This is a genomic window from Streptomyces sp. JNUCC 64 (genome assembly GCF_054484115.1).
In genome coordinates, this window is record NZ_CM137015.1 from 6,601,940 (window position 1) to 6,616,548 (window position 14,609).

12 protein-coding genes are annotated in these 14,609 nt (G+C 73.0%); 8 read left to right on the plus strand and 4 right to left on the minus strand.

Going from position 1 to position 14,609, the window contains the following annotated elements:
• Window positions 1-26: 26 nt before the first annotated feature.
• A complete protein-coding gene (tkt, locus tag ACVWNX_RS27195; protein WP_454410755.1) occupies window positions 27-2,114 on the minus strand; it encodes a transketolase in 2,088 nt (695 codons plus the stop codon).
• Between the two features lie 690 nt (window positions 2,115-2,804).
• Here tkt and ACVWNX_RS27200 point away from each other — a divergent pair.
• From ACVWNX_RS27200 to ACVWNX_RS27215, 4 genes are all read left to right on the plus strand, one after another.
• A complete protein-coding gene (locus ACVWNX_RS27200) occupies window positions 2,805-3,746 on the plus strand; it encodes a heme o synthase (RefSeq protein WP_454410757.1) in 942 nt (313 codons plus the stop codon).
• An 865-nt stretch (window positions 3,747-4,611) separates the two neighbouring features.
• Window positions 4,612-4,968: a hypothetical protein gene (locus ACVWNX_RS27205; RefSeq protein WP_454410759.1), complete on the plus strand. Its 357-nt coding sequence runs from the start codon at window positions 4,612-4,614 to the stop codon at window positions 4,966-4,968.
• Window positions 4,969-5,155: 187 nt separating this feature from the next.
• The gene (locus tag ACVWNX_RS27210) at window positions 5,156-6,493 is read left to right on the plus strand and encodes a glutamine synthetase family protein (protein ID WP_454410761.1); all 1,338 of its coding nucleotides are present in this window, start codon (window positions 5,156-5,158) and stop codon (window positions 6,491-6,493) included.
• Entirely contained in the window at window positions 6,493-7,596 is a 1,104-nt protein-coding gene (locus ACVWNX_RS27215) for an amidohydrolase family protein (RefSeq protein WP_454410763.1), read from the plus strand. Before ACVWNX_RS27210 ends, ACVWNX_RS27215 begins: the two co-directional genes overlap by 1 nt.
• Window positions 7,597-7,728: 132 nt before the next feature.
• Here the strand turns inward: ACVWNX_RS27215 and ACVWNX_RS27220 are convergent, their stop codons facing one another.
• The 3 genes from ACVWNX_RS27220 to ACVWNX_RS27230 form a co-directional block, all read right to left on the minus strand.
• Entirely contained in the window at window positions 7,729-8,724 is a 996-nt protein-coding gene (locus ACVWNX_RS27220; protein ID WP_454410765.1) for a COX15/CtaA family protein, read from the minus strand.
• 91 nt (window positions 8,725-8,815) lie between these two features.
• Window positions 8,816-9,604: an ABC transporter permease gene (locus tag ACVWNX_RS27225; RefSeq protein WP_454410767.1), complete on the minus strand. Its 789-nt coding sequence runs from the start codon at window positions 9,602-9,604 to the stop codon at window positions 8,816-8,818.
• The gene (locus ACVWNX_RS27230; protein WP_454410769.1) at window positions 9,601-10,533 is read right to left on the minus strand and encodes an ABC transporter ATP-binding protein; all 933 of its coding nucleotides are present in this window, start codon (window positions 10,531-10,533) and stop codon (window positions 9,601-9,603) included. The genes ACVWNX_RS27225 and ACVWNX_RS27230 overlap by 4 nt, the downstream gene beginning before the upstream one ends.
• A gap of 221 nt (window positions 10,534-10,754) precedes the next feature.
• Between ACVWNX_RS27230 and ACVWNX_RS27235 the strand changes: the two genes are divergently transcribed.
• The 4 genes from ACVWNX_RS27235 to ACVWNX_RS27250 all read left to right on the plus strand — a co-directional run bounded on the left by ACVWNX_RS27235 (window position 10,755) and on the right by ACVWNX_RS27250 (window position 14,604).
• A complete protein-coding gene (locus ACVWNX_RS27235) occupies window positions 10,755-11,609 on the plus strand; it encodes a helix-turn-helix transcriptional regulator (protein ID WP_454410771.1) in 855 nt (284 codons plus the stop codon).
• Window positions 11,606-13,027, plus strand: coding sequence for a Fe-S cluster assembly protein SufB (gene sufB, locus ACVWNX_RS27240; protein WP_454410773.1), 1,422 nt, complete (start codon window positions 11,606-11,608; stop codon window positions 13,025-13,027). Before ACVWNX_RS27235 ends, sufB begins: the two co-directional genes overlap by 4 nt.
• A 78-nt stretch (window positions 13,028-13,105) precedes the next feature.
• Window positions 13,106-14,290: a Fe-S cluster assembly protein SufD gene (sufD, locus tag ACVWNX_RS27245; RefSeq protein ID WP_454410775.1), complete on the plus strand. Its 1,185-nt coding sequence runs from the start codon at window positions 13,106-13,108 to the stop codon at window positions 14,288-14,290.
• Complete coding sequence (locus ACVWNX_RS27250; RefSeq protein WP_454410777.1) at window positions 14,287-14,604, plus strand: non-heme iron oxygenase ferredoxin subunit; 318 nt, start codon at window positions 14,287-14,289, stop codon at window positions 14,602-14,604. The genes sufD and ACVWNX_RS27250 overlap by 4 nt, the downstream gene beginning before the upstream one ends.
• Window positions 14,605-14,609: the final 5 nt, after the last annotated feature.

Genomic DNA, 14,609 nt, shown 5'->3' on the forward strand with positions numbered 1-14,609 from the left:
TACGTGATCTCTGGTCTCTGTGGGCGTCAGCGCTGGGCGGCGGCGAGTGATTCCCGCGCCGCGGTTTCGACGGCTTCGGCGGTGATGCCGAACTCCTGGAACAGGAGCTTGCCGTCGGCCGAGGCGCCGAAGTGCTCCAGCGAGACGATGCGTCCCGCGTCACCGGTGTAGCGGTGCCAGGTGAGACCGATGCCCGCCTCCACCGCGACCCGCGCCCGCACGGACGGCGGCAGCACCGCGTCCTTGTACTCCTGGGTCTGCTCCTCGAACCACTCCACGGACGGCATGGACACCACCCGGGTGGGCACCCCGGTGGCCTGGAGCCGCTCCCGGGCCTCCACCGCCAGGTGCACCTCGGAACCGGTGGCGATCAGCACCACCCGGGGCTCGCCGCCCTCGGCCTCGAAGAGCACGTAGCCGCCCTTGGCCGCGTCCTCGTTGGGCGCGTAGGTGGGCACGCCCTGCCGGGTGAGCGCCAGACCGTGCGGGGCGCCCTCGCCGAACACCTTGGTGTGGCGGCGCAGGATCTCGCGCCAGGCGATGGCCGTCTCGTTGGCGTCGGCCGGACGGACCACGTTCAGCCCGGGGATCGCCCGCAGCGAGGCCAGGTGCTCGACCGGCTGGTGCGTCGGGCCGTCCTCGCCCAGACCGATCGAGTCGTGCGTCCACACGTAGGTGACCGGCAGGTGCATCAGCGCGGACAGCCGCACCGCGTTGCGCATGTAGTCGGAGAACACCAGGAACGTGCCGCCGTAGACACGGGTGTTGCCGTGCAGGGCGATGCCGTTCATCTCCGCGGCCATCGAGTGCTCGCGGATGCCGAAGTGGATGGTCCGGCCGTACGGGTGGGCCTCCGGCAGGGGGTTGCCCTCCGGGAGGAACGACGAGTTCTTGTCGATCGTCGTGTTGTTGGACCCGGCGAGGTCGGCGGAGCCGCCCCACAGCTCGGGGATCACCGCGCCGAGCGCCTGGAGGACCTTGCCGGACGCGGCCCGGGTGGCGACGCCCTTGCCGGTCTCGAACACCGGGAGCTTGTCCTCCCAGCCCTCGGGCAGCTCGTTGGCGGCGATCCGGTCGAACTCGGCGGCGCGCTCCGGGTTGGCGGTGCGCCAGGCGGCGAAGCCCTTCTCCCACTCGACGCGGGCCTCGCGGCCCCGGTCCAGCGCGGCGCGGGTGTGGGCCAGCACCTCGTCGGAGACCTCGAAGCTCAGCTCCGGGTCGAAGCCGAGGACGCGCTTGGTGGCCGCGACCTCCTCGTCGCCGAGCGCCGAGCCGTGCGCGGCCTCGGTGTTCTGGGCGTTGGGCGCGGGCCAGGCGATGATCGAGCGCATCGCGATGAACGACGGCCGTCCGGTCTCCGCCTTGGCGGCCTGGACCGCCGCGTACAGCGCCTCGGGGTCGAGGTCGCCGTTGGCCTTCGGCTCGACGCGCTGGACGTGCCACCCGTACGCCTCGTAGCGCTTGACGACGTCCTCGGAGACGGCGGTCTCGGTGTCGCCCTCGATCGAGATGTGGTTGTCGTCCCACAGCAGGACCAGGTTGCCGAGCTTCTGGTGCCCGGCGAGGGAGGACGCCTCGGCGGCGATGCCCTCCTGGAGGCAGCCGTCACCGGCGATGACGAAGACGTGGTGGTCGAACGGGGAGGCACCGGTGGCGGCCTCCGGGTCGAACAGGCCCCGCTCGTAGCGGGCGGCCATCGCCATGCCGACCGCGTTGGCGACGCCCTGGCCCAGCGGGCCGGTCGTCGTCTCCACCCCGGCGGTGTGGCCGTACTCCGGGTGGCCGGGGGTCTTGGAGCCCCAGGTCCGGAACGCCTTGAGGTCGTCCAGCTCCAGACCGAAACCGGCCAGGTAGAGCTGGGTGTAGAGGGTCAGGGACGAGTGTCCCGCGGACAGGACGAAACGGTCGCGACCGGTCCATTCGGGGTCCGCCGGGTCGTGCCGCATCACCTTCTGGAAGAGGGTGTAGGCGGCCGGGGCAAGGCTCATCGCGGTACCCGGATGGCCGTTGCCGACCTTCTGTACGGCGTCAGCGGCAAGGACACGGGCGGTGTCCACGGCACGCTGGTCCAGTTCGGTCCAGTCCAGGTCTGTCGTGGTCGGCTTGGTGCTCACCCTGGGTCAGGGCTCCTCTCCGCGTTCGGAACTCGGTTGTCGGGAAATCGGATCTCCGGCCGTCCCGCGAGGGCGTGGCCGGGGCCCGATCCTTCGGCGCTTCACCGAAACCGGTGTGTCCGAGCGCTCACCGGTCGCTGCCGAGCCTACCGCCGTCTCCACGTGCGATTTTTCGAGTATTTCCAGACTGCGGCGCCCCGCCCCCGTTCGCCTCCCGGGGCGCCGTCGCGCGCTCCCGCGCGGCCCTCGACAGATGAGCGGAGGGGCCCTCCCATCGAGCGGGCGCACCCGTCCGGGTTACCGGTCGGTCCGGTCCCCGCTCACCCGTCCGGCCGAGCGGGGAACGGGTCCCGCCCGCCCCCTCCGTCCGCCTCCCGCGCCCCTTCCGTCCCGGCCGGGACGGACCCCTCCGAAGCTCCCGGCCTCCTCCTCCCCGCTCCTCGCCCGGCCGTCCGCGCGTTCCCGCGGACCGTCCCGGAGAGGTCCGGGCCGCCGTCCCCCGATCGGCCCCCCGGGCCCCGCCGACGGGTGAACCGCGAGGTCGCGGCGGTCTCCACGAGCGCTTCCCAACACGAGCGACCCCCGCGAAGGGCGAGGTAAGGCCAACGTCTACAGTGGCGTGGTACGCGCGAGCCTTTACCGGGACTTCACAGCCGGAGGCTTGCTTTGATGTCTCTGTCAGGGGTGTGCGTGACGGCCGTTGAATCCCGTCCGGCGGGAATGCTGCGGACGAGCCGGGGACACCGGCCGCTGCGAGCCCGGGTCATGGCGTTCGTGGCACTGACCAAGCCGCGGATCATCGAACTGCTGCTGATCACCACGATCCCCGTGATGTTCCTGGCGCAGCAGGGCGTGCCCGACCTCAAGCTCGTCTTGCTGACGACGATCGGCGGTTACCTCTCCGCGGGCGGCGCCAACGCGCTGAACATGTACATCGACCGGGACATCGACGCGCTGATGGAACGCACCGCGCGCCGTCCGCTGGTCACCGGGATGGTCTCGCCCCGCGAGGCCCTGGCCTTCGGCATCGCGCTCGCCGTCGTCTCCACCCTCTGGTTCGGCTACCTCGTCAACTGGCTCTCCGCCTGGCTCTCCCTGGGCGCCCTCCTCTTCTACGTGGTCGTCTACACGATGATCCTGAAGCGGCGCACCGCCCAGAACATCGTCTGGGGCGGCATCGCGGGCTGCATGCCGGTCCTGATCGGCTGGTCCGCCGTCACCGACTCGCTCTCCTGGGCCGCCGTCATCCTCTTCCTGGTCATCTTCTTCTGGACGCCGCCGCACTACTGGCCGCTGTCGATGAAGGTCAAGGAGGACTACGCGCGGGTGGGCGTGCCGATGCTGCCCGTCCTCGCCTCCAACAAGGTGGTCGCCCGGCAGATCGTCGCGTACAGCTGGGTGATGGTCGCGGTGTCGCTGCTGCTCACCCCGCTGGGGTACACCGGGTGGTTCTACACCGCGGTGGCGCTCGCCACGGGCGGTTGGTGGCTGTGGGAGGCGCACGCGTTGCTGGCGCGGGCCAAGAGCGGGGTCACCGGGGCCAAGCTCAAGGAGATGCGGCTGTTCCACTGGTCCATCACCTACGTCTCGCTGCTCTTCGTCGCGGTCGCGGTGGACCCCTTCCTCCGCTGACCGGCCGTCCGGCCCGGCCCCGCGCCGTTCCCGCGCCCCCTCGGAGGGTGCCGGGGGCGGCGCTCCTGCTTTCCCCCGGCCCCGGGGCGCCGTGCCCGGCGGGGTGCTTCCGGCGCGCGGGTCCGCTGTTGCTGGTCGCGCCGTTCCCCGCGCCCCTACGGGGGCGCCCTCGTGCGGGATCGTCCCCGGTCCGGTTGGTGCCGCGTGCCCTGGCGGGGTGCTTGCGGCGCGTCCCTGTCCGCAGGTCCGTCGCGGGCCGCTCGCGCAGTTCCCCGCGCCCCTGAGGGAGGCTGCCGCCTGAGGTTCGCCTTTGGCTGCCGGTGCGCGGTGGTCACCCGCGCAGTTCCCCGCGCCCCTGACGGGGCGCCTGGTCCGGTTGGTGCCGCGTGTCTCAGCGGGCTGCTCGGGCCCGTCGTGGCTGGTCGCGCAGTTCCCCGCGCCCCTGACGGGGCCCCGTGCGTGGCCGTCACCGCTAGGACGGCCCCGTAAGGGGCGCGGGGAACTGCGCGAGCGACCGATCACGGCCCGAGGTTGACGTCCGGACCCCCGGGAGGCCCCTGAGCGGACCCGCAGGGGATACCGCACCTTCGCCGGGGCGCCCGTAAGGGGCGCGGGGAACTGCGCGACCGACCGACCACCGGCCTGAGGTCGACGTCCGGACCCCCGGGAGGCCCCCGAGCGGACCCGCAGGGGGCGCCGGACCTTCGCCGGGGCGCCCGTCAGGGGCGCGGGGAACGGCGCGGCCAGCAACAGCGGACCCGCAGAGGTGGTCGCACCGCAAGCGCCCCGGCACCCTCGGCGCCCCGCGCCGAAAGCGGTGCCGCGAACCGTTCCCGCAAGGGCTACCCGCCGGTAGGCTCCGGCCATGGAGAACCCTCAGACCAGCCCGGGCGACGACGACGGCAAGCGGACGGCCCGCCCCCCGCGCCGGGTGCGCCGACTGGCCCGGCAGATCACCGCCTTCGCCCGGGCGCACGACGGCGCCGAGGCCCAGGTGTCCCACCTGGGCCGCAAGGGCGCCCGGATCGTCCTGGTCGGCACCGACGGAGCCTGGGGCGACCTGGTGGCCCCGTCCCCGGAAGAAGCGGGCGAAGCGCTCGCCGAGGCCGGGATCACCGTCCACGAGACCTTCGACGGCGCGTTCGCCGCGCGACTGCGCACCGGCCCCTACGAGTGGTCCCGGATGGCGGGCCTCCAGCTCGGCGGAGCCGCCCGGACCTGATCCGCGCCCCCGCGCGCCGCCGTCCCCCCACGGGGGCACACCCACCGCGCGTCTCACCCGTTATCCCAGGGAAGGTGTCAGGGACCACCGGCGGACAGACCGCGCCGGTGGTCCGCACGCCGGTCGCCCGGGGTCCCCGGAGCGACCGGCCGCACCGGGAACCCGGTGACAGAAGAGGGAGCGGGCCATGGACGCCAGGGACGGCGACGGACGGACGGCGACGCGGGGGGAGTGGCGGGCCAGAGCGGCGGAACTCGCGGAGCGCGGGGTGGACACGGTCGCCCTGACGATCGTCGACACCGCCGGGATCTGCCGCGTCAAGACCTTCCCCCTCGCCCGGCTCGCCGAGGTCGCCGAACGGGGCGTCGGCATGGCCCCCTGCTTCGACGTCTACACCTCGGACGACCGCATGGTCACCTCCCCGCACCTCGGCGGCCCCGACGGCGACCTGCGGCTCTTCCCCGACCCCGACCGCCTGGTGCCGCTCGCCGCCCAGCCCGGCTGGGCCTGGTCGCCCGCCGACCGCTACGAACAGGACGGCCGCCCCTACGCGGCCTGCCAGCGCCAGTTCGCCCGTCGCGCCGCCGACCGCGCCGCCGCCCTCGGGCTGGGCGTCACCATGGGGTTCGAGACCGAGTGGATCCTGCGCCGCCCGGACGGCACCACCCCCACCACGGGCCCCGCCTACGGCATGACCCGGCTGGTGGAACTCGCGGACTACGGGCGCGATCTGCTGCGGGCCCTCGCGGACCAGGGGGTGCGCGTCCTCCAGTACCACCCCGAGTACGCGCCCGGCCAGTTCGAGATCTCCACCGCGCCCGCCGACGGCCCGGTCGCCGCCGCCGACGACCTCGTCCTGGTGCGCACCACCATCCGCGCCGTCAGCGCCCGGCACGGACTGCAGGCCTCCTTCGCGCCCGCGTTCACCGCCGGGGAGGTCGGCAACGGCTGCCACCTCCACCTCAGCCTGCGCCGCGAGGACGCCGACCCGCACCGCGACCCCACCGCCCCGTACGGGCTCGCCCCCGAGGCCGCCGCCTTCCTCGCCGGGGTGCTGGACCGGCTGCCCGCGCTGCTCGCCGTCGGCGCCCCGAGCCCGGCGAGCTATCTGCGGCTCCAGCCCTCCCGCTGGGCGGGCGCCTACCGCTGCTGGGGCGTGGAGAACCGCGAGGCCGCGCTGCGCCTGGTCCCCGGCGACGGCCACGCCGAACTGAAGTGCTTCGACGCCACCGCCAACCCCTACCTCCTCGCGGGCAGCGTGATCACCGCCGGGCTCGCCGGGATCGAGGAGGGCGCCAAGCTGCCCGACCCGGTCACCGGGAACCCGGCCGACCTCGGGGACGTGCCCCGGCTGCCCACCTCCCTCGACGAGGCGACCGACCACTTCGCCGCCTCCGGGCTGCTGCGCGGGGCCATGGGCGAGGTGCTGTCCGGGGCGGTGCTCGCGGTGCGCCGGGCCGAGGCGGAGGACTTCGCCGGGAGCGACCCCGGACACCTCGCCGAACAGACCCGCTGGCGGTACTGATGTTCGACCTGCCCCCACTGGTGGACCACCACTGCCACGGCGTCCTCCTCGACGACCCGGGCGGCGACGGGTTCGCCTCGTACCTCACCGAGTCGGACGCCCCCGCCGCGCCCGGCACCAGCTTCTTCGACTCCCAGACGGGCTTCGCGGTCCGCCGCTGGTGCCCGCCCCTGCTCGGCCTCGACCCGCACACCTCCCCGGCCCGCTATCTGGCCCGCCGCCGTGAACTCGGCCCCGAGGAGACCGCCCGGCGGCTGCTGGGCGCCACCGGCATCGGCACCTTCCTGGTGGACACCGGGCTGCCCGGCGAACTGACCACGCCCGGGGAGCTGTCCCGCGCGGCGGGCGGCCGGGCGCTGGAGATCGTCCGGCTGGAGTCCCTCGCCGAGCGGACCGCCGACACCAGCGGCAGCGCCGCCGCCTTCGTCGAGGACCTCGCCGCCGCCGTCCACCACGCGGCCGGCTCCGCCGTCGGCTTCAAGTCCGTCGCCGCCTACCGGTACGGGCTCGCCCTGGACCCCGACCCCCCGGCCCCCGCCGAGGTGCTCGCCGCCGCCGGACGCTGGCTCGCCGCCCGGGGCCCCGGCGACCGCCTCACCGACCCGGTCCTGCTGCGGCACCTGCTGTGGAGCGCGGTCGGTACCCGGCTGCCCCTGCAACTCCACACCGGCTTCGGTGACCCCGACCTCCGGCTCGACCACGCCGACCCGCTGCTGCTCACCGACTTCGTCAAGGCGACCGCGGGCCACGGCTGCGACCTGGTCCTGCTGCACGGCTACCCCTACCACCGGGGCGCCGGATACCTGGCGGCGGTCTTCCCGCACGTCTACGCGGACATGGGCCTGACCCTCGGCCACACCGGCTCCCGGGCCCGGGCGGTCCTCGCGGAGATGCTGGAGCTGACCCCGTTCGGCAAGTTGCTGTTCTCCACCGACGGCTACGGGCTGCCGGAGCTGTACGTCATCGGGGCCCGGCTGTTCCGCACCGCCGTGGAGCACCTGCTGGGCGAGTGGGTGCGGGACGGCTCCTGGGCCTACCCGGACGCCCGCCGGGTGGCGCTGATGCTCGCCTCGGCCAACGCCCGCCGCGTCTACCGGCTCTGACGGCTCCGGCGGCCCCGGCGGCCCCGGCCGCCGGTCCCGCGCCCGGACCGGGAACGGCCGGGGGCCGACGGGCACACCGCCCGTCGGCCCCCGGCCGTTCCTCACGTCGCGCGCCTCCGCGCCCCCGTGGCGTCAGACCGACGACAGCTCCGGATCGGCCTGGGCGGGGACCCGGGCCGGGAGCTCCGGGCGTTCCCGCAGCGCCAGCAGCACCCTCAGGGTCGCGATCCACACCAGACACGAGCCCAGCATGTGCGCCCCGACCAGCACCTCCGGCAGATCCGTGAAGTACTGCACGTAACCGATGACCCCCTGGGCCATCAGCACCAGGAACAGGTCCCGGGTGCGGTTCAGTGGCCCCCGGGGCGCGTCCACCGCCTTCAGCACGAACCACAGCGCGAAGGTCAGCGACACCACGATCCAGGCCAGCACCGCGTGGACCTTGGTGACGGTCTCCCAGTCGACGTCCATCCGGGGCACGTCGCTGGAGTCGCCCGCGTGCGGACCCGCGCCCGTCACCACCGTGCCGACCGCGATCAGCAGCCCGGTCACCACGACCATCACCCACACCAGCTGCTGCACGGCCTTGCCGACCAGCGGCCGGGGCTCGGCGTCGCCCTCCCGGGCCCGCTGCCACATCACCGTCGCCACCGCGATCAGCGCGGTGGACAGCAGGAAGTGCGCGGCGACCGTGTACGGGTTCAGACCGACGAGGACGACGATCCCGCCCAGTACCGCGTTGCCCATGACGAGCCAGAACTGCGCCCAGCCCAGCCGGGTCAGGGAACGGCGCCAGGGCTTCTGCGACCGCGCGGCGACGATCGCCCAGCCGACGGCCGCGCACAGCACGTACGTCAGCAGCCGGTTGCCGAACTCGATGACGCCGTGCAGACCCATCTCACGGGTCGCGGTGAGCGAGTCGTCGGTGCACTTGGGCCAGGTCGGGCAGCCGAGACCGGAGCCCGTGAGCCGGACGGCCCCGCCGGTGACGACGATGACGACCATCATCACGAGCGCGGCCAGTGCGGCGCGCCGGACGATGCGGGGGGCGGGGGACCAGCGAGCGGCGATGAACGCGAGCGGGTTGCGCACGGCCTCGCCGAGGCCGGGTCGGGTCACTTTTGGCACGTCCACATCGTAGGCGGGCGCTTGTGCACGCCTTCACTAGGGTCCGTCCTCGCGCGCCGCCACCGGTCCCCGCCCCGCCCCGGGGCCCGGCTCACTCCCAGCGGAAGAAGCGGCCCGCCGCCGCGAGCCCCGCCACCGCCCAGACCGTCAGCACGCCCAGGTCGAACCAGGGCATCCCGGCCCCGTCCCGCAGCACGTCGCGCAGCCCGTCGGAGAGCGCCGAGATCGGCAGCAGCTCCAGCACCGCCCGCGCCGCCTCCGGGAACTTCTCCAGCGGCACCACCACCCCGCCGCCCACCAGCAGCAGCAGGAACACCAGGTTCGCGGCGGCCAGCGTCGCCTCGGCCCGCAGGGTGCCCGCCATCAGCAGCCCCAGACCGGAGAACGCGGCCGTCCCGAGCACCAGGAGCAGCAGCACGGTCAGCGGGTTCCCCTGCGGCGACCAGCCCAGACCGAAGGCGATCACGGTCAGCAGCAGCACCTGGAGGACCTCCACCACCAGGACCGACAGCGACTTCGCGGCCATCAGCCCCCAGCGCGGCAGCGGGGAGACGGCGAGCCGCTTGAGCACTCCGTAGCGCCGCTCGAAGCCGGTGGCGATGGCCTGTCCGGTGAACGCCGTGGACATCACCGCGAGGGCCAGCACCCCGGGCGCGAGGAAGTCGACGGCCGCGCCCTCGCCGGTGTCCACGATGTCCACCGAGCCGAACAGCGCGAGCAGCAGGGCCGGGATGACCACCGTCAGCAGCAGCTGCTCGCCGTTGCGCAGCAGCATCCGGGTCTCCAGCGCGGCCTGCGCGGCGATCATCCGCGACAGCGGGGCGGCGCCGGGCCGGGGCGCGTACGCCCCCGCGCGCGTGGGGTTCGCCTCGGCGGTCATGAGCGCAGCTCCCTACCGGTCAGTTCCAGGAAGACGTCCTCCAGGGTGTGCCGCTCCACCGAGATCCGGTCCGGCATCACCCCGTGCTGCGCGCACCAGGAGGTGACGGTGGCCAGCAGCTGGGGGTCGATGGTGCCCGTCACCCGGTACGCGCCGGGGGCCGTCTCGTCGGCCAGGGAGTCCATGGGCAGGGCCTTGAGCAGCGAGGCGGTGTCCAGTCCTGGGCGGCCCGTGAAGCGGAGGGTGTTCTCGGCGCCGCCCCGGCACAGCCGCTCGGGGGAGCCCTGGGCGATCACCCGGCCCGCGTCGATGATCGCGACGTCGTCGGCGAGCTGCTCGGCCTCGTCCATGTGGTGGGTGGTGAGGACGACGCTCACCCCGTCGGCGCGCAGCTCGCGCACCAGGTCCCAGGTGGCGCGGCGGGCCTGGGGGTCCAGTCCGGCGGTGGGCTCGTCCAGGAAGACCAGCTCGGGGCGGCCGACGACGGCCATGGCGAGCGCCAGCCGCTGCTGCTGGCCGCCGGACAGCCGCCGGTAGGAGGTCCGGCCGCAACCGCCGAGGCCGAGCCGTTCGACGAGGTCCGGCACGTCCAGGGGATGGGCGTGCAGCCGGGCGACGTGCCGCAGCATCTCCTCGGCGCGGGCCCCGGAGTAGACGCCGCCGGACTGGAGCATCACCCCGACCCGGGGGCGCAGCGCGGCGGCGTCCCGCTGGGGGTCGAGCCCCAGGACGCGGACGGTGCCGGCGTCCGGCGCGCGGTAGCCCTCGCACACCTCGATGGTGGAGGTCTTGCCCGCCCCGTTGGGGCCGAGCACGGCGGTGACGCCCGCCCCGGCGACCAGGTCGAGGCCGTCGACGGCGGTCTTGGGGTGTCTGGTTCCGTACCGTTTCACCAGGCCCCGGACCTGGAGGACGGGCTCGCTTCGCATGAGGCGCAAGTCTAGGGAGCCCCGGGGGGTGCCCGGGTCGCCGGGGGTGGTCCCCCTCCGGGGGAGGGGAGCGGCCGGGCGGCGGGAAATCCTGTGCCGGACGGGGGATCGGCTCCCTTAGCAGATCAGAGCCGGTTAGGTAACCCTTAGTGATGGAGGCCACCGTCCGGGGGGACCTCGATCGCTTGTCCGTCCTCCAGGAATTACGCAACAATGGCGTTGTGAAAAACGTCGGCGAGGCCCGGGTGACTCCCCAGGGAGCGCCCCAGGACGACCCCGCGACCGGTGAGCGCTCCACGCGCAACCGGGTCGCGCGATCCGTCCTGGACCACGGCCCGTCCACGGTCGCCGACCTCGCCGGACGCCTCGGGCTGACCCAGGCCGCCGTCCGCCGCCATCTCGACGCGCTCGTCGGCGACGCCGTCGTCGAAGCCCGTGAGCAGCGAGTTTACGGGGCCCGCACCCGTGGTCGTCCCGCCAAGGTCTTCGCGCTGACCGACTACGGCCGGGACGCCTTCGACCAGTCGTACGACAAGCTGGCCGCCGACGCGCTGCGCTGGATCGCGCGGGCCGCGGGCGGCGGGGCGGCCGGCGAGGCCGCCGTGGCCGCCTTCGCCCGCGACCGGATCGAGGGCCTCGCCGAGGCGTACCGCGCCGCGATCGAGGCGGCCCCGCCCGAGAAGCGCACCGAGGCACTGGCGAAGGCCCTCACCGCCGACGGGTACGCTGCTACGGCGCGCAGCGCGCCCGGCCAGCAGCGCGGGGAGCAGTTGTGCCAGCACCACTGCCCGGTCGTCCACGTGGCGGAGCAGTACCCGCAGCTGTGCGAGGCCGAGACGGAGATCTTCTCCCGGCTGCTGGGGACGCACGTCCAGCGGCTGGCGACCATCGCCCACGGCGACGGCGTGTGCACCACCCACATCCCGAACGCCCCGGACGCGTCGGACGCCCCCTCGGCGCCCGGCCCGCCCGGGCCCGGGGAGCCACCGGACCCGCCGAACGGGACGGCCCCCCGCACCACACCCCGAACAGAGCGACACCCATCAGCAAGCACGGCCGGGAGGAACCCCGCATGACTCTCCCCACGGAGACTGCCCACCCCGAACTCGAGGGTCTGGGCACGTACGAATACGGCTGGGCCGACTCCGACGAGGCCGGGGCCGCCGCCAAGCGCGGCCTCAACGAGGACGTCGTCCGGGACATCTCGGCCAAGAAGAGCGAGCCGGAGTGGATGACCAAGCTCCGGCTCAAGGGGCTGCGCCTGTTCGACAAGAAGCCGATGCCGAGCTGGGGCTCCGACCTGTCGGGCATCGACTTCGACAACATCAAGTACTTCGTGCGGTCCACCGAGAAGCAGGCCGAGTCCTGGGAGGACCTGCCCGAGGACATCAAGAACACGTACGACAAGCTCGGCATCCCCGAGGCGGAGAAGCAGCGGCTGGTCGCCGGTGTCGCCGCGCAGTACGAGTCCGAGGTCGTCTACCACCAGATCCGCGAGGACCTGGAGGAGCAGGGCGTCATCTTCCTGGACACCGACACCGCGCTCAAGGAGCACCCGGAGCTCTTCCAGGAGTACTTCGGCACGGTCATCCCCGTCGGTGACAACAAGTTCGCCTCGCTGAACACGGCCGTGTGGTCCGGCGGCTCCTTCGTCTACGTCCCCAAGGGCGTGCACGTGGAGATCCCGCTCCAGGCCTACTTCCGGATCAACACCGAGAACATGGGCCAGTTCGAGCGGACGCTGATCATCGTCGACGAGGACGCCTACGTCCACTACGTCGAGGGTTGTACGGCGCCGATCTACAAGTCGGACTCCCTGCACTCCGCGGTGGTCGAGATCATCGTGAAGAAGGGCGGACGCTGCCGCTACACGACCATCCAGAACTGGTCGAACAACGTCTACAACCTGGTGACCAAGCGCGCCGTCGCCTACGAGGGCGCCACCATGGAGTGGGTCGACGGCAACATCGGCTCCAAGGTCACCATGAAGTACCCGGCCGTCTACCTGATGGGCGAGCACGCCAAGGGCGAGACCCTGTCCATCGCCTTCGCGGGCGCGGGCCAGCACCAGGACGCGGGCGCCAAGATGGTCCACATGGCCCCCAACACCTCCTCGAACATCGTCTCGAAGTCGGTGGCCCGGGGCGGCGGCCGCACCTCGTACCGAGGTCTCATCGAGATCGGCGAGGGCGCGCCGGGCGCCAAGTCCAACGTGCTCTGCGACGCGCTGCTCGTGGACACGATCTCCCGCTCGGACACCTACCCCTACGTGGACGTCCGCGAGGACGACGTGTCGATGGGCCACGAGGCGACCGTCTCCAAGGTCTCCGAGGACCAGCTCTTCTACCTGATGAGCCGCGGCCTCACCGAGTTCGAGGCGATGGCGATGATCGTGCGCGGCTTCGTCGAGCCGATCGCCAAGGAGCTGCCCATGGAGTACGCCCTTGAGCTGAACCGGCTGATCGAGCTCCAGATGGAGGGCTCGGTCGGCTGACCCGGCCCCCCGTCCCGGGGCCCGCGCCGGGCCTCCACAGCGTCACGTCTTCACCAGAAAGCGAGCACCAAGACAGCCATGGCTGAGGCTCAGAACACCCCGGTGGGGTCCACCACCGCAGGCGCCATCGCGGTGGCGGCGGAGTCGACCGTCGCCACCCGGATGAGCGCGCCCCCGTCCTTCGACGTGGCGGACTTCCCCGTGCCGCACGGCCGGGAGGAGGAGTGGCGGTTCACCCCGCTGACCCGGCTGCGCGGCCTCCACGACGGCACCGCCGTCGCCACCGGCTCCGGCGTCAAGGTCGCGATCGAGGCGCCCGAGGGCGTCACCGTCGAGACCGTGGGCCGGGACGACGCCCGCCTCGGCCGGGCCGGGACGCCCGTCGACCGGGTCGCCGCCCAGGCGTACTCCGGCTTCGAGACGGCGTCCGTGGTGACCGTCCCCAAGGAGACGGTGCTCACCGAGCCGGTCCGGATCGCCGTGCACGGCGAGGGCGGCACCGCCTACGCCCACCAGGTCATCGAGCTGGGCGCCTTCGCGGAGGCCGTCGTGGTCGTCGACCACACCGGTGACGCGGTGGTCGCCGCCAACGTGGACTACGTCCTCGGGGACGGCGCCAAGCTCACCGTCGTCTCCGTCCAGGATTGGGACGACAGCGCCGTGCACGTCGCCCAGCACAACGCGCTGATCGGCCGCGACGCCTCCTTCAAGTCCGTCGTGGTCACCTTCGGCGGCGACCTGGTCCGGCTCCACCCCCGGGTCGCCTACACCGGTCCCGGCGGCGAGGCCGAGCTGTTCGGCCTGTACTTCACCGATCAGGGCCAGCACCAGGAGCACCGCCTCCTGGTCGACCACAACACCCCGCACTGCAAGTCCAACGTCGTCTACAAGGGCGCGCTCCAGGGCCAGGACGCGCACGCGGTGTGGATCGGCGACGTCCTCATCGAGGCCCGCGCCGAGGGCACCGACACCTACGAGATGAACCGGAACCTCGTCCTCACCGACGGCGCCCGGGTCGACTCGGTGCCCAACCTGGAGATCGAGACCGGTGAGATCGTCGGCGCCGGACACGCCTCCGCCACCGGCCGCTTCGACGACGAGCAGCTCTTCTACCTGATGTCGCGCGGCATCCCCCAGCAGGAGGCCCGCCGTCTCGTGGTGCGCGGCTTCTTCGCCGAGCTGGTCCAGCAGATCGGTCTGCCCGACGTCGAGGAGCGCCTCCTCGCCAAGATCGAGCAGGAGCTGGAGGCGTCCGTCGCATGACCTACGTACGCGCCTGCGGGCTGAGTGAGCTGGAGGACGACACCCCCCGGCGGGTGGAGCTCGACGGCACTCCCGTGGCGGTCGTGCGCACCGAGGGCGAGGTCTTCGCCATCCACGACATCTGCTCGCACGCGAACGTCTCCCTGTCGGAGGGCGAGGTGGAGGACTGCCAGATCGAGTGCTGGCTGCACGGCTCCAGCTTCGACCTCCGCACCGGCAAGCCGTCCGGCCTTCCCGCGACGCGCCCCGTCCCCGTTTACCCCGTAAAGATCGAAGGGGACGATGTGCTCGTCTCCCTCACCCAGGAGTCCTGAGGCAC

Bases quoted from the DNA above. Each gene is read 5' to 3' on its own strand.
- ACVWNX_RS27250 (WP_454410777.1), top strand. From the start codon at position 14,287: ATGACCTACGTACGCGCCTGCGGGCTGAGTGAGCTGGAGGACGACACC.
- ACVWNX_RS27225 (WP_454410767.1), bottom strand. From the start codon at position 9,604: ATGACCGCCGAGGCGAACCCCACGCGCGCGGGGGCGTACGCGCCCCGG.
- ACVWNX_RS27230 (WP_454410769.1), bottom strand. From the start codon at position 10,533: ATGCGAAGCGAGCCCGTCCTCCAGGTCCGGGGCCTGGTGAAACGGTAC.
- sufB (WP_454410773.1), top strand. From the start codon at position 11,606: ATGACTCTCCCCACGGAGACTGCCCACCCCGAACTCGAGGGTCTGGGC.
- ACVWNX_RS27215 (WP_454410763.1), top strand. From the start codon at position 6,493: ATGTTCGACCTGCCCCCACTGGTGGACCACCACTGCCACGGCGTCCTC.
- ACVWNX_RS27205 (WP_454410759.1), top strand. From the start codon at position 4,612: ATGGAGAACCCTCAGACCAGCCCGGGCGACGACGACGGCAAGCGGACG.
- sufD (WP_454410775.1), top strand. From the start codon at position 13,106: ATGGCTGAGGCTCAGAACACCCCGGTGGGGTCCACCACCGCAGGCGCC.
- ACVWNX_RS27210 (WP_454410761.1), top strand. From the start codon at position 5,156: ATGGACGCCAGGGACGGCGACGGACGGACGGCGACGCGGGGGGAGTGG.